Source organism: Streptomyces sp. CA-142005, from assembly GCF_050942335.1.
Lineage (GTDB): Bacteria > Actinomycetota > Actinomycetes > Streptomycetales > Streptomycetaceae > Streptomyces.
Map to the genome: position 1 here is coordinate 7,421,586 of NZ_CP192078.1, position 16,755 is coordinate 7,438,340.

Annotated in this window: 16 protein-coding genes; 9 read left to right on the forward strand and 7 right to left on the reverse strand. The window is 73.1% G+C overall.

Going from position 1 to position 16,755, the window contains the following annotated elements; translation table 11 throughout:
- Window positions 1-91 precede the first annotated feature (91 nt).
- A complete protein-coding gene (locus tag ACQPXS_RS34520; RefSeq protein WP_351806638.1) occupies window positions 92-547 on the reverse strand; it encodes a tellurite resistance TerB family protein in 456 nt (151 codons plus the stop codon).
- 192 nt (window positions 548-739) lie between these two features.
- Between ACQPXS_RS34520 and ACQPXS_RS34525 the strand changes: the two genes are divergently transcribed.
- A complete protein-coding gene (locus ACQPXS_RS34525; protein WP_433453315.1) occupies window positions 740-1,108 on the forward strand; it encodes an ArsR/SmtB family transcription factor in 369 nt (122 codons plus the stop codon).
- Window positions 1,109-1,236: 128 nt separating this feature from the next.
- Here the strand turns inward: ACQPXS_RS34525 and ACQPXS_RS34530 are convergent, their stop codons facing one another.
- Window positions 1,237-1,707, reverse strand: coding sequence for a DUF6114 domain-containing protein (locus tag ACQPXS_RS34530; protein ID WP_433453317.1), 471 nt, complete (start codon window positions 1,705-1,707; stop codon window positions 1,237-1,239).
- A 5-nt stretch (window positions 1,708-1,712) separates the two neighbouring features.
- Entirely contained in the window at window positions 1,713-2,423 is a 711-nt protein-coding gene (locus tag ACQPXS_RS34535) for a DUF6230 family protein (protein ID WP_433453318.1), read from the reverse strand.
- A gap of 588 nt (window positions 2,424-3,011) precedes the next feature.
- Between ACQPXS_RS34535 and ACQPXS_RS34540 the strand changes: the two genes are divergently transcribed.
- Entirely contained in the window at window positions 3,012-3,665 is a 654-nt protein-coding gene (locus tag ACQPXS_RS34540; RefSeq protein WP_433453319.1) for a Tat pathway signal sequence domain protein, read from the forward strand.
- Window positions 3,666-3,695: 30 nt separating this feature from the next.
- Here the strand turns inward: ACQPXS_RS34540 and ACQPXS_RS34545 are convergent, their stop codons facing one another.
- Entirely contained in the window at window positions 3,696-4,520 is an 825-nt protein-coding gene (locus ACQPXS_RS34545) for a lytic polysaccharide monooxygenase auxiliary activity family 9 protein (RefSeq protein WP_433453321.1), read from the reverse strand.
- 434 nt (window positions 4,521-4,954) lie between these two features.
- Here ACQPXS_RS34545 and ACQPXS_RS34550 point away from each other — a divergent pair, with 434 nt between their 5' ends.
- Window positions 4,955-5,602, forward strand: coding sequence for a ScbR family autoregulator-binding transcription factor (locus ACQPXS_RS34550; RefSeq protein WP_433453322.1), 648 nt, complete (start codon window positions 4,955-4,957; stop codon window positions 5,600-5,602).
- Between the two features lie 22 nt (window positions 5,603-5,624).
- Window positions 5,625-6,815, forward strand: coding sequence for a damage-control phosphatase ARMT1 family protein (locus tag ACQPXS_RS34555; protein ID WP_433453323.1), 1,191 nt, complete (start codon window positions 5,625-5,627; stop codon window positions 6,813-6,815).
- On the opposite strand, the gene ACQPXS_RS34560 is transcribed toward ACQPXS_RS34555, so the two are convergent.
- Both ACQPXS_RS34560 and ACQPXS_RS34565 read right to left on the reverse strand, forming a co-directional pair.
- Window positions 6,808-8,070 carry a cytochrome P450 gene (locus ACQPXS_RS34560; RefSeq protein ID WP_433453325.1) on the reverse strand — a complete coding sequence of 421 codons (1,263 nt, stop codon included), beginning with the start codon at window positions 8,068-8,070 and terminating at the stop codon, window positions 6,808-6,810. The two genes, ACQPXS_RS34555 and ACQPXS_RS34560, sit on opposite strands and share 8 nt — an antisense overlap.
- Window positions 8,067-8,903, reverse strand: a complete 837-nt coding sequence (locus tag ACQPXS_RS34565) for an alpha/beta fold hydrolase (protein ID WP_433453327.1) — start codon at window positions 8,901-8,903, stop codon at window positions 8,067-8,069. Before ACQPXS_RS34565 ends, ACQPXS_RS34560 begins: the two co-directional genes overlap by 4 nt.
- 180 nt (window positions 8,904-9,083) lie before the next feature.
- Here ACQPXS_RS34565 and cyc2 point away from each other — a divergent pair, with 180 nt between their 5' ends.
- Window positions 9,084-11,246: a germacradienol/geosmin synthase Cyc2 gene (gene cyc2, locus ACQPXS_RS34570; RefSeq protein ID WP_433453328.1), complete on the forward strand. Its 2,163-nt coding sequence runs from the start codon at window positions 9,084-9,086 to the stop codon at window positions 11,244-11,246.
- A 716-nt stretch (window positions 11,247-11,962) separates the two neighbouring features.
- Here cyc2 and ACQPXS_RS34575 read toward each other — a convergent pair.
- Window positions 11,963-12,685, reverse strand: coding sequence for a CTP synthase C-terminal region-related (seleno)protein (locus ACQPXS_RS34575; protein ID WP_433453330.1), 723 nt, complete (start codon window positions 12,683-12,685; stop codon window positions 11,963-11,965).
- A gap of 94 nt (window positions 12,686-12,779) precedes the next feature.
- On the opposite strand from ACQPXS_RS34575, the gene ACQPXS_RS34580 reads away from it, so the two are divergent.
- The 4 genes from ACQPXS_RS34580 to ACQPXS_RS34595 all read left to right on the forward strand — a co-directional run bounded on the left by ACQPXS_RS34580 (window position 12,780) and on the right by ACQPXS_RS34595 (window position 16,753).
- Window positions 12,780-13,646, forward strand: coding sequence for a LysR family transcriptional regulator (locus ACQPXS_RS34580; protein ID WP_433453332.1), 867 nt, complete (start codon window positions 12,780-12,782; stop codon window positions 13,644-13,646).
- Between the two features lie 159 nt (window positions 13,647-13,805).
- Window positions 13,806-14,375: a PDZ domain-containing protein gene (locus ACQPXS_RS34585; RefSeq protein ID WP_433453333.1), complete on the forward strand. Its 570-nt coding sequence runs from the start codon at window positions 13,806-13,808 to the stop codon at window positions 14,373-14,375.
- Between the two features lie 249 nt (window positions 14,376-14,624).
- Complete coding sequence (locus tag ACQPXS_RS34590) at window positions 14,625-15,752, forward strand: aminopeptidase P family protein (RefSeq protein ID WP_433453335.1); 1,128 nt, start codon at window positions 14,625-14,627, stop codon at window positions 15,750-15,752.
- Between the two features lie 65 nt (window positions 15,753-15,817).
- Window positions 15,818-16,753 carry a phosphotransferase family protein gene (locus tag ACQPXS_RS34595; protein ID WP_433453336.1) on the forward strand — a complete coding sequence of 312 codons (936 nt, stop codon included), beginning with the start codon at window positions 15,818-15,820 and terminating at the stop codon, window positions 16,751-16,753.
- The last annotated feature ends 2 nt before the right edge of the window (window positions 16,754-16,755 follow it).

The following is a 16,755-nucleotide window of genomic DNA, read 5'->3' on the forward strand; positions in this document are numbered from 1 at the left end:
CCAGGTACGGCCGCGTGGACGCCGGCGCGGGTGCCCCGGGACACCGGGAGCACCCGCGCCGCATGTTCCGAAGGGGCGCGGACCCGTGGGCTCAGAGGTCGAACTCGTGCGGCGGCAGGTCCAGCGTGTAGCACGCCTCGCGCACCACGGCCTGCTCCGTCTTGTCGAAGTCGCCGTCCGCGCCGCCGATCACGATGCCGATCTGGATCACGGCCCGCGCCTCCGCCGGCTTCTTCTTCGCCTTGGCGATCTCCTGAAGCACGCTCACCTTGCCGAAGGCGAAGTCGGTCGTCAGCTTGTTCAGGTTCTCCTCGAAGCGGCGCCTGAGGTCGTCCGCCGGGAAGTTCTGCAACACCTCGTTCGTGGCGATGAGCTGGGCCACCCGCTGCCGCTCCGACGGATCCACGGTCCCGTCCGCCGCCGCCACGAGCGCGCACATCGCCATGCTCGCATCGCGGAACGCGCCGCTCTTCAGGTCGTTCTTCTTCGCCTCCAACTGGGTCTGCATCTGCGACGCCGACTCCTTGATGCGGTCCCACAGGGCCATGCGCACTCCTCGTGTCACTCGTGAACCACGGCCGGGTCTTCCGGCACACCGGCCGCGACTTCTACAACACCGCAGAAACTCCAGCACCGTGGAAACTCCCGGGACCGCCGGGAAGTTCCTGCCGACCTAGACTGAGTCCCCGCACAGAGACGGAACAGACCGAACACAGCGCGACGCGGAGGGAAGGCGACAGTGGCGACAGTGTCCGGCACCGGCTACCAGGACCCCTCCGCCGAGGTGCTCACCGAGGCGGCCGCCGCCTTCGGACTGCTCGCCTCACCCGCCCGGCTGCACATCGTCTGGGCGCTGATCCAGGGGGAGAGCGACGTCACCGGGCTCGCCGAGCGGGTCGGCGGCGCGCTGCCCGCCGTCAGCCAGCACCTGACCAAGCTGAAGCTCGCCGGGCTCGTCCGCTCCCGTCGCGAGGGCCGGCGCCAGGTGTACTTCGTGGACGCCGCCGGGCAGGCCGCCGTCGTCGACGTCGTACGCCTCCTCGTCGGCCGGCTCGCCGAACGGGCCGCGGCCGCACCGGCCACGGCCCGCCGCCTCCGTGGCATCTGAGACCCCGACGGGCCCGGTGAGCGGACCCGGCACCGGCCCGGCGAGCGTCGGCGGCCGAGCGGACGGCCACGGAGGCGGAGGCGTCCGCCGGGTCCCGGTGAGCGCGGGCTCGGTGCGTCCCCGGGCCGTCAGACGGCCAGGCCCTCCGCCCCCTCCGGGTCCTCGGCACCCTCGGCCCCCGCACGCGCCGCCGCCTTCGCCCGCTCGCGGCGCCTGCGGCGGCCGACGCGCGGCTCCTGGTCGGGGAGCCAGCCGAAGGTGAGGCAGCTGCCGGTCACGCCCAGCAGGAGGCCGATGAGGAAGCCGCCCAGGTTGGACGTGACCCAGGTGCCCAGGGAGAGCAGGACACCGGTGATGGAGTAGAACAGCCGCTGGGCCGGGTTGAAGAGGATCAGCAGGCCCAGCAGCGCCATCAGCGTCGGCAGCAGGTAACCGGCCACCCCCTGCATGCCGATGTGCATCACGACCTTCAGTGAGGCCTTCTCGGTGAGCAGGATCTCGCCGCCGGCCAGCGCGAGCAGCAGCCCGCCCCAGAACGGACGACGCGCCCGCCAGCCGCGGAAGGCGGCCCACGCTCCCCGGTGTGGACGGTCGGCCACCGCGCTCAGCAACCCGAGTCGCTGAAGCGGAGCTTGAGACCGGGAAGCTTGAACACACCAGCCGTCGTCGCGTAGTTGGTCTGCCGCAGGTTGGCGATGTGGACGGTGTCGGCCTGCTGGCTGAAGACGCCGATCGGGCCCTTCACGCCCGCCTTGGTCAGCGTGCTGGCGTCGTTGCCGATCTCGATGTTGTCGAACGCGGCGTTGCCGGACAGCTCCGTGGAGTCCGTGGTCAGGTCGCTCGCCCGTACCTTGTCCGCGCCGCCGCCCGCCGTGATCAGCAGGTTGGTGCCGCCGAGGTCGACGCTCTGGCACAGGTGGTCGAGCGTGGCATTCTTGATCGCGGAGGTCACCACCAGCACCTGACCGCCGGTGTCCCCGGCGTTCGGGCTGCCGTCCGCCATGGTGTCGAGGCCGCCGAACTGCTCGAAACCGGTTCCGTTCAGTTCCGTCGCGGTGACCGTGAACGGCATGCCGGAGATCGCGAACTGCACGCCCAGTGCCCCCTGGGCGGTGAGTACGGCGAGACCGGCGGCGACGAGGGTGGCCGGCACCGCCATCACCGCGGCCCGGCGGGCCCGGACCCGGCCGCGCCGCTCGCCGGCGGTTCCGGCCGCGTGCGGTGCTTCGGAGGCTTCCGGGGCTTCTGAGGGTGAACCGCTTCCCGGGTTCTCGGGGGTGTTGCCGACGGACGGGACGTCCGGGGACGAGGCCATGTCTGCTCCCATGGGCATGATCTGCGGGTTGGGCTTCAGCGGCGCGGTGTCCTGGCGCGGACAGCGACTGTCGCGTACGCCTCCTCGCACCCCGGCGGAGCAAGGGCTTTCTCGTTACGCGGCAGTAGCCTGCGAGGAAGTTACCGCCGGTTACTTCGGGGGGTCAAGGTGGTTGTGAAAAAAGGGTGTCGGATGTGCGCGAGCTGCGATCGCGGTCCACAACTCCCTTGGCAGCGCTTGACGTTGACGGTTGATCAGGTCTACAACTTCCCCTGTTTCCACGGATCCGTGGCGCCGGATCCGCGAGCGGCACCGGATGCGTTGCCCGGCCTCTCACGCCGACCGCTCACCTCGGCCGACAGAAACCGTTCACATCGGTGCGGCACCGCATGGCCGCTTCACCCTCGCCGCACCCGGCCGCCCCCCTGCCGGCCCGGCCGAAGGCCTTCCCCCGGGCCTTCGGCCGGCGCCTGTACCGCCGCCGTCGCCGGACCGTCGCGTACGGAGAAGGCGCACGGCCCTGCGCCGGCGGCACCGCGCACCCCCCACCCACCTCACCCGGACCCCACCCAGGAAAGAGGCACCCGCATGCGTACGCGTTCCCTTTTCGCCCTCGCCGGCGCCGCCACCGCACTCGCCCTCGCGGTCGCCGCCCCCGCCTCCGCCGACGGCAGCGCCGTCCTCACCACCGGCGGCGCGGGCGGCACCGCCGTGGCGACCGGTGACACCCTCACCGCGCCGCTGGCCTCCGGCACGTCCGCGACGCTCTACTCCAGCGCGACCGGCACCAGCGGCGTCACCTGCACGTCGTCCCAGTTCACCGCCACGGTCACCGACAACCCGACCGCCCCCGGCACGGCCACCGAGTCCGTCACCGGGCACACCTTCGACAGCAGCTCCTGCACCAGCAACGTCACCGGCGTCCTCGGGGTCAGCAGTATCACCGTCGACAACCTGCCCTACACGGCGACGGTCGCCTCCGACGGCACCCTCACCGTCTCGCCGGCGAGTGGCTCCACCATCCAGACCACGGTCAAGCTGCGCACCCTGCTGGGCTCCATCACCTGCGTCTACCAGGCGGCCTCCCTGACCGGGAAGGCCGGCAACGCCGACAACAGCATCAGCTTCACCAACCAGCAGTTCACCAAGACCTCCGGTTCGTCGCTGTGCTTCGCCAACGGCTACTTCACCGCCAGGTACGCGCCCGTGACGGACGGCGGCACCCCGGTCTACGTCAACTGAGCCGCCAACCGGCCTGCGGATTCACTGAGTTCAGCGCCGCCGCAGGCGCACCGCGAGGGCGGCGCCCCCGGTGAGCACCAGCACCGCTGCGGCGCCGCCCGCCAGCAAGGGCGCCGAGGGGCCCGGGTCCCGGGCGACCCGCTCGTCCGCGGCCGAAGCCGGACCTGCCGACACGGCGGGTCCGGTTTTCGTCTTCCCCGGCCCCTTCTCGCCCTTCTCCGCGAAGACCACGTCGGAACACGAGTAGTAGGTGTCCGTCGTGCTGCTGTTCTGCCAGACGGTGTACAGGACCTGACGGCCCGTCCGGTCCTTCGGCAGTGTCGCGCCGATGTGGTACGCCCCGTCGCGCAGCGGTGGGTCGGTGACCCGCGCGAAGGGCCGCTCCGGCAGATCGGACCAGGTGAGCGGTTTCGCCGGGTCGTAGCCGGGCTTGGTCAGATACAGCCGGAACGTGCCCGTGTGCGCGATCGTCGAGGCGTACGTCATCGTCAGCCTGCCGCCGGGCGTCAGCCGGGTCGCCGGCCAGTCCCGCCGCGCCAGGTCCAGGCCCCGGTACGCCGGAAGGTTCCCGCTGCACAGTCTGCCGTCCGGAATCACCTGCCGGTCACGGCCGTTCACCCCTGCCACGCGCAGGTTGTCCCACGCGGTGAAGGGAGCAGCGTTGGCCGCGACCGCCGCCCGGCAGGCCGCCGAGCGGCCGGCCTCGCCGCCCTCGGGGGAGCAGGCGTAGACCCGGCTGACCGGAGCCGTGGGGGCCCCGTGCGCCTGGGCAGGCCCCGCCGCCCACGACAGGAGCAGGAGCGAGGCCGCGGCGGCGGCCGCAGTGACGCTCGGGCGGGCGGTCGTCCGGGTCATCCGGGATGTCTCCTCGGCGGGCGCGGGAACGGGGTCTGCGCGGTCCAGTACGGCGGGGACGGTCCGTGCGTTCAGCCGGACCGGCGGATCGGTGGTCCGGGGGGCGTGAAAGCACCGACCGGTACGGACGTTTCGCGCCTCCTTCAAGACACCGTTGAGGAGCCGGCGGTCGTCCTCGTATCGTGGCGATCATGGGTCCGGCACCCGCCGCCCCGCGGTTGCCGGGAGAGGCCGGGCAAGGAAGGGGGATGCGTCCTGGTCTCGTCGTGCACGGACCGCCGGGAGCCCGTCCGACGCCGTATCGGCAGGTGACACGGGTCCCGGTGCCGGTCCGCACCCCGGACTGCCGCTGCCGTGGGGTGAGTTATCGTGTGCAAGGGGTCAAAAACAAACCGCATGTCCCGTTCGTTCGAGTCGCGAGGAGGGGTCCCAGGATGGCGAGGCAGTTACGCGCCGAACAGACCCGGGCAACGATCATCACGGCCGCCGCCGATCTGTTCGACCGGCAGGGCTACGAGTCCACGAGCCTGAGCGACATCGTCGCGCACGCGAAGGTCACCAAGGGGGCGCTGTACTTCCACTTCGCGGCCAAGGAGGACCTCGCCCATGTCATCCTTGAGCTCAACGCGGGCGCCGCGAAAGCACTCGTCGCCGAGGTCGAGAACCGCGGCTGCTCCTCGCTGGAAGGCCTGATGCGCACCACGTTCGGGATCGCCAGACTCGCCGTGGAGGACCCCGTGCCGCGCGCCGCGCTCCGCCTCGCCACCGCCGGTGTCGCCGTACGCCCGCCGCTGAGGCACCCGTTCACCGAGTGGCTGGAGTTCGCCACCCGGAAGTTCACCGGAGCCGTCAGGGAGTCCGATGTGCACGGTGATCTCGACGTCGGGATCGTCGCGCACTCGCTGGTCTCCTTCTTCGTCGGCACCCGGGTCGCAGGCCGCTCACTCGAACCGGTAGGTCGGCTTCCGCGCCGGGTCGCCGAGATGTGGCACCTCCTGATCCGGGGCCTGGTCCCGGTACACCGCCGCCCCCGTTACGTCACGCTCGCCACGCAGCTGGAGCGGGAGATCAGAACCGCCTGAGCCGCGCGATACGGTGACGGACATGCCCTCCACCCCGTTCGCACCCGTGATCCTCGGCAACGAACCCGGCTCGTTCCCGCACAGCGTGCTGGCCGAGCGGCACCCCGCGATCATCAGCCGGGTACGGGACACCTTCCCGTACGGCCCCGGGCAGCACCGGGCACTCGACGAGCTGCTGAAGAGCTGCACCGAGGGGACGGTCGAGCCGCTGCCCGCCGATGCCCCGGACCGGGACCGATGGCAGGAGTGGGGCCTCGCCGGCTGTGCCGGGAGCTCCTGGTACGACGTGCCGTGGCTGTGGTCGGAGAGCTACTTCTACCGCCGGCTGCTGGAGGCCGTCGGCTGGTTCGGCCCCGGCGCCTGGCAGGGCATCGACCCCTTCCGCCCGTTCAAGCGCGCCGAACTCGACGCGCCGGAGACGGACGAGGAACTGGCCGCACTGGACGCCCTGCCCGGCCTGCCGGAGGAGGAGCGGGCACACGCCCTGCTGCACGGCTCGCTGTGGGGCAACCGCGCCGACCTCGGCTTCCGGCTCTCCGCCGAGGGCGCCGAGGCCCGGGAGCCGGCCCCCGCGCTGGTCGCCGACGACAGTACGGCCCTGTGGTCGCTGCTGCCGCCCGACGGCACGGCCACGCTCGTCCTGGTCGCGGACAACGCGGGCCGCGAACTCGTCCCGGACCTGCTGCTGATCGCCCATCTCCTCGCCGAGGGCCGGGCCGCACGGGCAGTGCTGCACGTCAAGCCGTACCCGTACTACGTGTCCGACGCCACCACCGCCGATGTCGTCGACGCGCTGCACCGGCTGCGCGCCGCCTCCGGTGCGGCCGCCGAGTACGCGCGCGTGCTCTGGTCGGCCACGGCCGACGGCCGCCTCACCCTGCGCGCCCACCCGTTCTCCTGCGCCCCGCTGCCGTACGCGGAGATGCCGGACGACCTGCGCGCCGAGTTCGCCGCGGCCACCCTGACCGTCTTCAAGGGCGACCTCAACTACCGGCGTCTGGTGGGCGACCGGCTCTGGCCGGCGACCACGCCCTTCCAGGAGACGACCGACTGGTTCCCCGGCCCGGTCGCCGCGCTGCGCACCCTGAAATCGGACGTGATCACCGGCCTGCCCGCGGCGACCGAGGCCGCGCTGGTGGCGGCCGAGGACGGGCGCTGGCGCACCAGTGGCACGCACGCGCTGATCCAGGTTTCCGGTGCCGACATCAAGTGACCTGGATCCGCAGTGACTTGATGCCGTTGATGAAGTTCGACACGAGACGCCCGGCCGGCGCGGCGAGCCGCGGCTCGGGGATCACCCGCAGCACCTCCTCGTGGAGCAGCCGCAGCTGCAGCCGTGAGAAGTGGGCGCCCAGGCAGACGTGCGGGCCGTCGCCGAAGGACACGTGCGGGTTGGGGGAGCGGGCGAGGTCGAGCCGGGCCGGATCGGTGAAGACCCGCTCGTCCCGGTTGGCCGAGGCGTGGAAGACCACGACCTTGTCCCCGGCCCGGATCCGCTGCCCCGCGAGCTCCGTGTCCCGCGCGGCGGTCCGGCGGAAGGTCAGCACGGGCGGATGCCAGCGCAGCAACTCCTCGACGGCGGTGGCCAGTTCCACCTTGCCGGCCCGCAACGACGCATAGGCCTCCGGGTGCTCGGCCAGGGCCAGGAGTCCGCCGGGGGCCGCGCTGCGCACGGTGTCGTTGCCGGCGACGGTGAGCAGGAAGAAGAACATCTCCATCTCGCCCTCGGCGAGTTCGGCATCGTGGGCGAGTGTCGTCACGACGTCGTCCGCCGGGTACCGGCGTTTGTACGCGGCCAACTGGTGGGCGTACGCGAACATGTCCTTGAGCATCGCCGGGGAACGCGGATTGACCGGCTTCCCCGTCCCGTCCAGCACCGCAGGACCGGCCTCGTCCGGGTCCTGATAGCCGATGACCCGCTGCGTCCAGTGCAGCAACAGCCGCCGGTCGCTCTCCGGCACGCCCAGCAGATCAGTCAGGTTGAGCAGGGCGTACTCGTCGGTGACGGTGGCCACCAGGTCGGCCGAGCCGTCCCCGTGCCGTGCCTGCCGCAGCGCACCGGCGAGCAGGGTGCGCGCCCGCTCCCGGGCGAGGGCCGCGAACCGGTCGACCCGGCCCGGCGTGAACGCCCGGCTCACCAGCCGCCGCAACCGGCCGTGCTGCGGCGGATCCTGATTGAGCATCATGCGGCGGATGAAGGGCAGGTCCTCCGGGTCCGGGTCGCGGATCTGGGTCGCACCGAGGCGGGAGGAGTACGTCGGGGCGTCCTTCAGCACCCGGACGACGTCCGCGTGCCGGGTCACCGCCCAGAATCCCGGCCCGGCCGGCCAGCCCAGCACCTCCGGCTCCTCCTGCCAGGCGACCGGGTGGCCCTCGCGCAGCAGGCGGTAGTCGTCGTGGGGCACACCGACGGCGTACCGGCGCGGGTCGAACACGTCGGGCACGGGCCGGGTCTCGCGCACGCTCACGCCGGCTCGCTCTCGCCGACGGCGGCCACGGCAGCCGCCGGGTGCCCGGCGTCGGCCGGGTTCTCGGCGTCCGCTCGCAGGAAGTCCTCGACCACGCGGATCAGGTCCAGCGGGGACTCGTCCATGGCGTAGTGCCCGGCGCACGGCAGGGCCACGAGTTCGGCACGCGGGTACCAGGACATCCAGGTCTGCCGCATGACCTCGGGCGGGAGGGCCGGGTCCAGCTCCCCGGCCACGGCCAGCGCGGGCACCTCGCTGCCCTCGACGTCGGCGTGGAAGTCCTCGACCGCCCAGGAGTCCAGCCAGGCCCGGAACGCCCGGGCGTCGCTGCGCTCCAGCGAGCGCGCGACCATCCGGTCCAGCCAGGCGGCGGGACGCCGGCCCCCGGTGGTGAAGTCGATGATCGCGCGCCGGTTCTCCGGCTTGTGCGCGGCGTCCGCGAACAGCGCGGCCTGCTCGCCGGCCAGCGGCACCCCCGAGGCCGGCACCGGGGAGACACCGACCATCCGGCGCAGCCGGTCCGGGACCGTGGCGGCCAGCCGCTGCGCCACCGCGCCGCCCATCGAGTGCCCGATCACCGAGAACCGCTCCCAGCCCAGCCGGTCGGCCAGCTCCACCAGGTCTCCGGCCGCCTCGGCCGTCGTGTAGGCGCCCGCCGCGTCCCGGGCCTCGCCGTAACCGCGCAGGTCGACCAGCGCATAGGTGAAGGAGGTGCGGTCGAGGTCCGGCAGAACGGTGGCGTAGGCGGAGCGGTCGGCGAACCAGCCGTGCACGGCGAACACCTTGTGGGCGCCGTCGCCGTGCACCTCATGGGGCAGCACAAAGGAGGTCATGGGCCTACCGTGGCCCGCCGGCGAGGGCACGGCAAGGGTGCGGACGGGGCATAGCGCGGGGCCCCGCGGCGGTGCTCGTCCGGGCCCGGAAATTCCCCTGTTCCCCGGCGGTTCACGCGATGGTGTGATCATGTCCCGCGCGGCGGATGCGCGTTGGAGACCGCGGGTAGGGCCCCGGCCATGACGCAGCCGTTCGAACTCCCGCACTTCTACATGCCGTATCCCGCGCGGCTCAACCCGCACCTCGACGAGGCCCGCGCCCACTCGACCGGGTGGGCACGCGAGATGGGCATGCTGGAAGGCTCCGGGATCTGGGAGCAGGCCGACCTGGAGGCGCACGACTACGGACTCCTGTGCGCCTACACCCACCCCGACTGCGACGGAGCGGCCCTCTCGCTGATCACCGACTGGTACGTGTGGGTGTTCTTCTTCGACGACCACTTCCTCGACATGTACAAGCGCACCCCCGACCGCTCCGCCGGCAAGGCCCACCTGGACCGCCTGCCCCTGTTCATGCCGCTCGACCCGGCAACCCCCGTGCCGGAGCCGGAGAATCCCGTCGAGGCGGGGCTGAAGGACCTGTGGGCGCGCACGGTGCCGTCGATGTCCGTGGACTGGCGCCGCCGCTTCTGCGTGGCCACCGAGCACCTGCTCAACGAGTCGATGTGGGAGCTGTCGAACATCGACGAGGGGCGGATCGCCAACCCCGTCGAGTACATCGAGATGCGCCGCAAGGTAGGCGGCGCCCCCTGGTCGGCCGGGCTCGTGGAGTACGCGACCGCCGAGGTGCCCGCCGCCGTCGCCGGCACCCGGCCGCTGCGGGTCCTCATGGAGACGTTCTCCGACGCCGTCCACCTGCGCAACGACCTGTTCTCCTACCAGCGCGAGGTCGAGGACGAGGGCGAGAACAGCAACGGCGTGCTGGTGCTGGAGACCTTCTTCGGCTGTACGACCCAGGAGGCCGCCGAGACCGTCAACGACATCCTCACCTCCCGTCTGCACCAGTTCGAGCACACCGCGCTCACCGAAGTCCCCGCCGTGGCGGTGGAGAAGGGCCTCGCCCCGGACCAGGTCGCAGCGGTCGCCGCCTACACCAAGGGGCTGCAGGACTGGCAGTCCGGCGGCCACGAATGGCACATGCGCTCCAGCCGCTACATGAACAAGGGAGCGCGGCCCGGTGCGCCCTGGCAGCTGCCCAGCGGCCCCGGAGTGTCGGCCGCCGACGTCGGTGCGCTCCTCGCCGCGGCCGCCCAGGAACGCCTGCGCGCCTACACCCACCTGCCGTACCAGAAGGTCGGCCCATCGATCCTGCCCGAGTTCCACATGCCGTACCGGCTCGAACTGAGCCCCCACCTGGACGACGCGCGCCTGGGCCTCGTGGGGTGGTCGCACCGTATGGGCATCCTGGAGGAGGGCGTCTGGGACGAGGACAAACTCGCCGCCTACGACCTCGCGCTGTGCTCCGCCGGCCTGGACCCGGACGCCACCCCCGAGGCGCTCGACCTCAGCGCCCAGTGGCTCGCCTGGGGTACGTACGGCGACGACTACTACCCGCTGGTCCACGGCCACCGCCGGGACCTCGCCGCCGCCCGGCTGACCACGGTCCGGCTGTCGCAGTGCATGCCCGTCGAGGGCGGGCCGGCCCTCGTCCCGGCCAACGCGATGGAGCGGGGACTGATCGACCTGTGGGCGCGGACGACGGCCGGCATGACCGCCGACCAGCGGCGCACCCTGAAGGCCACCGTGGACACGATGACCGAGAGCTGGGTGTGGGAGCTGTCCAACCAGCTGCAGAACCGCATCCCCGACCCGGTCGACTACCTGGAGATGCGGCGCGCCACCTTCGGCTCCGACCTCACCCTGAGCCTGTGCCGGATGGGCCACGGCCCCGCCGTCCCGCCGGAGGTGTACCGCAGCGGCCCGGTCCGCTCCCTGGAGAACGCCGCCGTCGACTACGCCTGTCTGCTCAACGACATCTTCTCGTACCAGAAGGAGATCGAGTACGAGGGCGAGATCCACAACTCCGTCCTCGTGGTGCAGAACTTCTTCGGCGTCGACTACCCGGCCGCCCTCCGTGTCGTACACGACCTGACGACCCAGCGCATGCGGCAGTTCGAGCACGTGGTCGAGCACGAACTGCCCGTGCTCTACTACGACTTCGGGCTCTCGGAGGCGGGGCGGGCCGCGATGGACGGCTATGTCCTCGACCTGCAGAACTGGATGGCCGGAATCCTGAACTGGCACCGCAGCGTGGACCGCTACAGGGCCGAGTGGCTGGGCCGCCGCTCACACGGCTTCCTGCCCGGCCGGGCGCCCGCCACGCCGGCCCTCTCACTCGGCTGACGGCCGCGGAATCCTCCGGGAACTTCGGTGAGCCCACGGCGGTGCACACGGCGGCCATGGAGAGGGCCACACGGGCTGAGCCACGGCGGCGGCCCCGACTCACGGACCGCCGGGCCGCCGGAACCACGGAGGACTTCCGGGGTTACGACGGGCGGGCGGTCCGAGGGCTGGTGGTCCGCGGGGCGGCGGTCGTCGGCTGGCCGGGCGGCCCGGTGGTCTGAGGGGGAGGCCGCCCGATACTCGGGCGCCCCGGCACCCTGGTGGTCTCAGGGACGACCTTTCGACGGCCGGGTGGTGGTCCGAGGGGCGACCTTTCGACGGCTGGGCGGTGGCCCTAAAGTCCGGAGGTCCGGGCGTCCTCGAATCGCCGTGCCGTGGCGCTGCCGTGTTTTCGGCCGTGGCGTCGGGTGGTCCGGGGCCGGTCGTCCGGGAGAGGGCGGCTGACTGGTGCTGGGCCGAGGGGTGGTGGTCCGAGGGGCGACCTCTCAACGGCCGGGCGATGGCCCAAGAGTCCGGAGGCCTGGGCGTCCTCGAACCATCGCGCCGTGGCGCTGCCGTGTTTTCGGCCGTGGCGTCGGGTGGTCCGGGGCCGGTCGTCCGGGAGAGGGCGGCCGACTGGCGGTGGTCCGAGGGGCGGTCTTTCGATGGCCGGGTGGTGGCCCGAGAGTCCGGAGGCCTGGGCGTCCTCGAATCGTCGCGCCGAGGCGCGGCGGGTCTCAGGCCGGGTGGGCCAGTGCGGGGGACGCGTGGTCGGCCGCGGCTTGTGCCAGGGCCCGGATCATCGGGTGCGGGCGTGCCGGGTCGCCGGACAGTTCCGGCTGGAACAGGGACGCCAGGAAGAAGGGATGGCCGGGCAGTTCGGCGAGCCGTACCTGACCGTCCGCGTCGTGGCCGGAGAACCGCAGGCCGTGGGCGCGGAGCGTGTCGAGGTGGCGGGAGGGGCCGTAGGCACAGAAGTACCGTTCGACCGTGCGCGGCGCGCCGATCACGGACTCCGCCAGCGAACCCGGCTCGATCGTCACCGCGGCCTCATGGCCCACCAGCGAGCAGGCCAGCGGCTCGATGAGCGGGTCGGTGGCGTCCGGGTCGTTCTCGGCGTGCGCCACCCCGGTCAGCCCGCACACGTTGCGGGCGAACTCCAGCACCGCGTGCTGGAAGCCGCCGCACGTGCCCAGGAACGGGATGCCCTCCTCGCGCGCCGCGCGCACGGCCGCGAGGACACCCGCCTCGCTGCGGTACGGGCTGCCCGGCAGCACCCACACCGCGTCGAAGCCGCGGACCGCGCCCTCGGCCTCCGCGTCCGTGGAGGGGATCCAGTACGCGTCCAGGACCAGCCCGTCGCGTTCGGCCAGGGCCTCCAGCAGAAGCGGCACACGCGTGTGCGAAACGACATGGGGCGAGCGGTCGCCGACGAGGGCGACGGTGGCGGTGTTCGTCATGCCCCTCATCCTCCGGGCCACCGTCAGTTCACGTCCAACGATGATTCCTGCACCGTCGATAAGCAGAGCTGATGGTGATGGGATCCTGGGCCGCATGGACCCGCACCTGCTGCGCACGTACGTCACCGTGGCCCGCATCGCCTCCTTCTCGGAGGCCGCCCGCGAGCTGGGCTACACCCAGTCCGCGGTCTCCCAGCACATCGCCGCCCTCGAACAGGACCTGGGCGCACCCCTGCTGACCCGGCGCCCCGTCGCGCCCACCGCGGCCGGCGAGCGGCTGCTGGAGCACGCGGGCCCGCTGCTGCTGCGGCTGGACGCGGCGCGCGCCGACATCCTCCGCATGGCCGCCGCACCCCAGCGCGGTCTGACCCTCGCCACCACCCCGACCGCGCTCGGCGCGGGAGTCCTCGCAGCCCTCCCGCCGGCCGGCGTCACCCTGCGCGTCCTCACCCGCGCGGAGATCCCGGCCGCCGTCGCCACCGGCACCGCCGCCCTCGGCCTCCTGGACGGGCTCGCCGCACCCAGCGATCCGCTGCGCCTGCCGGACGTGGCGCCGCTGACCACGCACGGCCTCGCCGAGGAACCCGTGAGCGTCCTGCTGCCCGCCCGGCACCCCCTCGCGGCCCGGGCCGGCCTGCGCCTCGCCGACCTCGCCGACGCCCGCTGGCTCGACGCGCCCGACGCCGCCCTCCCGCTCGGCCAACTGCGCGCCGCGACCGGCGGCCGCGCGTTCCGCTCCGTCCTGCGCTACGAGGGCACCGACCTGCGCACCCTCACCGCCCTCGCGGCCGCCGGACACGGCCTCGCCCTGCTGCCCAGCTCGGCCGCCACCGCCGTACCCGGCACGGTCGCCGTCCCCCTCACCGCACCCCGGGTCGTCCACCGCACGGAACTCGTCCACGGCGGGAGTCCCGGAGGAGCGGCGCAGGAGGTGGTGCGGAGGCTGGTGGGAGCGGTGTGACGCCCGCGCCATGCCGTAGGACATGGGCGCCGGGTGTGCCCCGACGCCCGCGCCTTTGGGCTATGGCTACCCTCCGCCACGCTCGGGCCAGTCTCACTCGTTCGTGTCTCGTCGCGGCCCTGCGCCCCGGGTAGAGCACCAGCCGGAGGCGAGCGAACCATGGAACAGACTGTGTTGCGTCCCAAGCCGATGCCCGGTCAGGACCGGGAGGAGGGCGGCACCCCCGGCCCGCCGCACCGCCCGCACGCCGCGCCACGGCGCGGACGGCGGCTGCGGACCGTGCTGTTCGTCCTGTGCACCGGCACCCTGCTGGTGCTGTCCGGCGTCGGCATGGGCACGGTCGGCGCCACCGTGATCGGCATGAGCAAGCTCGCCGAGCTGCAACGCCAGGCCCCGCCGGCCAGGCCCACGCCCACCGCCCCTGCCGGTACACGCACCCTGAGCCCCGCTCCCGCCGCCGCGACGGGGGCGACCCTGGGCGTCGAGGCCGTCGACGCCGACAAGGCGGGTGCGCTGGTCGTGGGCGTGCACGTGCCCGGCCCCGGCTATACGGCCGGCCTGGTCCGCGGGGACGTGCTGCTGCAGTTCGGCTCCGCCCGCGTCGACACCGCCGCCGACCTCGCCCGGGCCGTCGCCCAGGCCCGCCCCGGCAAGCAGGTGCTCCTCACCGTGCGTCACAGCGAAGGGAGCTACCAGCAGTTGACGGTCGTACCCGGCGTGGTGACGTGAGACGTGCGTCCTGCCTCACGACACGTCGGCGGGCCGCCGCGAGCCCCGCCGCACGACTCTCGGTCACCCCGGGAAACCCGCTGGTGACCGTCCGCCCCGCGCGCCATGATGGCCCCATGCCGAGTCCCTTCCGAGCCGACCGCGCCCCGCGGGGAGCACCGGCGATCGGCTCGCGTGACCCTGTCCGGCCGGGCAGGATGCTGCCCGAGACGCCGACGCCCGTTTCCCCACCCGCGCCCGGAGGCCCGGATGACCGGTAGTACGCCCGCGCCCTTCACCGCCGCCGACTACAGGGCCCGCATGGAGCGCGCCGCGCGCTCCGCGGCCGACGCCGGCCTCGCGGGACTGCTCGTGGCGCCGGGACCGGACATGGTCTGGCTCACCGGCTACACGCCCACCGCCGTCACCGAACGGCTCACCGTGCTGGTCCTCACCCCCGGCCAGGACCCCGTGCTCGTCGTGCCCACCCTGGAGGCCCCCGACGCCGAGCACGCGGCCGGCGCGACCGCGCTCACCCTGCGCGACTGGACCGACGGCAAGGACCCCTACGCCGTCACCGCCGCCCTCCTCGACGGCCACGGCCGGTTCGGCATCAGCGACAACACCTGGGCCATGCACCTGCTGGGCCTCCAGCGGGCCCTGCCGGAGACCTCCTACGCCTCCCTCACCGACGCCCTCCCCATGCTGCGCGCCGTCAAGGACGCCGCGGAACTGGAACTCCTCGCCGCCGCCGCAGCGGCCGCCGATGCAACGTTCGAGGAGATCCGCAAGGTTCCCTTCGCCGGCCGCCGCGAGTCCGACGTCGGCCAGGACCTCGCCGGCCTGCTGCGCCGCTTCGGCCACTCCCAGGTCGACTTCACCATCGTCGGCTCCGGCCCCAACGGCGCCAACCCGCACCACGAGGTCGGCGACCGCGTCATCCGGCGCGGCGACATGGTCGTCCTGGACTTCGGCGGCCTGAAGGACGGCTACGGCTCCGACACCACCCGCACCGTCCACGTGGGTGAACCCACCGAGGAGGAGCGCCGGGTGCACGACATCGTGCGCGAGGCCCAGGAGGCGGGCTGCCAGGCCGTACGGCCCGGTGTGGCCTGTCAGGAGGTCGACCGCGCGGCCCGCGCGGTGATCAACGACGCCGGCTACGGCGAGTACTTCATCCACCGCACCGGGCACGGCATCGGCGTCACCACGCACGAGCCGCCGTACATGATCGAGGGCGAGGAACAGCCCCTCGTGCCCGGGATGTGCTTCTCCGTCGAGCCCGGCATCTACCTGCCCGGCCGGTTCGGGGTGCGCATCGAGGACATCGTCACGGTGACCGAGGACGGCGGCCGCCGCCTCAACAACACCACGCGCGACATGGTCATAGTGGACTGAGAGACCGCTGAGGCGACCCAGGGGACACACCCTCGACGACATCCAGGAACGGCGACGCGCGACCCATGACCCAGGCACCGGAACCCACCGCGGACACCGTCCGCAGACTGGTCCGTTCGCTGCTCAAGGAGGGCGGCGCCGACACGCCGGGCCCCGATGTGCGGCCCGTGACGGAGGGCCGCGCGCACACGTGGTGGGTCGGCACCCGCCATGTGCTGCGCCTCGCCCCCGACCGTGAGGCCTCGGTGCTGCGCCGCCGGGAACTGCGCCTGCGCGACCTGGTCCGGCCGCACGTGCCCGTCGCCGTCCCCACCAGCGTCGCGCACGGCGACTGGGCGCCCGGCCTCGCCTACACCCTGGACACCAAAGTGCCCGGGGGCACCGCCGACGAGCACGACGTGTCCGCCGTCGGCGAGGCCGACCTCGCCGCCCTGCTCACCGGGCTGCGCACGGTGCCCGCACGGCAGGCCGAGACGCTCGGCGTGCCGCGCACCGCCCCGCGCTCCCTGGAGGCGCTGCGCCGCATGGCCGTGCACGCGGCCGAACGGCTCTCCGCCGCCGACGAGTTCGACGCCGCCCGGCTGCACCAGCTGACCCCGCCCGGCGCGGCCCAGCTCGCCGCCCAGCCCGGCACAGCCGTCCTCACCCACCACGGCCTGACCGGCGAGCACGTGGTGGTCAGTGCCGACGGCCGGGTGCGCGGCATCCTGGACTGGACCCGGGCGTCCCTGGGCGACCCCGCCGAGGACATCGCCGGCCTGGCCGTCGCCGTCGGCTCCCCGGCGGCCGTCCGCGCCGCCACCCTCGCCGGCTACGGCGCCCGCCCCTGCCTGCGCGGCCTGTGGCTCGCCCGCTGCGACACCGTCATCCACCTCACCGACCACCTGGAAGGCCGCGCGGGCGGTTCCCCGGTGCTCCTGCGGACCCAGCTGCGGCGCGCGTGGGAGCCGATCCTGCTGGAGCGCTTGTCGGACTTCAAGGAGGACGGGCCGGAGCCGTAGCG

Coding starts and splice junctions, on each gene's coding strand:
- ACQPXS_RS34590 (WP_433453335.1), top strand. CDS start 14,625: ATGACCGGTAGTACGCCCGCGCCCTTCACCGCCGCCGACTACAGGGCC.
- ACQPXS_RS34555 (WP_433453323.1), top strand. CDS start 5,625: ATGCCCTCCACCCCGTTCGCACCCGTGATCCTCGGCAACGAACCCGGC.
- ACQPXS_RS34595 (WP_433453336.1), top strand. CDS start 15,818: ATGACCCAGGCACCGGAACCCACCGCGGACACCGTCCGCAGACTGGTC.
- cyc2 (WP_433453328.1), top strand. CDS start 9,084: ATGACGCAGCCGTTCGAACTCCCGCACTTCTACATGCCGTATCCCGCG.
- ACQPXS_RS34565 (WP_433453327.1), bottom strand. CDS start 8,903: ATGACCTCCTTTGTGCTGCCCCATGAGGTGCACGGCGACGGCGCCCAC.
- ACQPXS_RS34545 (WP_433453321.1), bottom strand. CDS start 4,520: ATGACCCGGACGACCGCCCGCCCGAGCGTCACTGCGGCCGCCGCCGCG.
- ACQPXS_RS34575 (WP_433453330.1), bottom strand. CDS start 12,685: ATGACGAACACCGCCACCGTCGCCCTCGTCGGCGACCGCTCGCCCCAT.
- ACQPXS_RS34540 (WP_433453319.1), top strand. CDS start 3,012: ATGCGTACGCGTTCCCTTTTCGCCCTCGCCGGCGCCGCCACCGCACTC.
- ACQPXS_RS34585 (WP_433453333.1), top strand. CDS start 13,806: ATGGAACAGACTGTGTTGCGTCCCAAGCCGATGCCCGGTCAGGACCGG.
- ACQPXS_RS34550 (WP_433453322.1), top strand. CDS start 4,955: ATGGCGAGGCAGTTACGCGCCGAACAGACCCGGGCAACGATCATCACG.
- ACQPXS_RS34535 (WP_433453318.1), bottom strand. CDS start 2,423: ATGGCCTCGTCCCCGGACGTCCCGTCCGTCGGCAACACCCCCGAGAAC.
- ACQPXS_RS34520 (WP_351806638.1), bottom strand. CDS start 547: ATGGCCCTGTGGGACCGCATCAAGGAGTCGGCGTCGCAGATGCAGACC.
- ACQPXS_RS34580 (WP_433453332.1), top strand. CDS start 12,780: ATGGACCCGCACCTGCTGCGCACGTACGTCACCGTGGCCCGCATCGCC.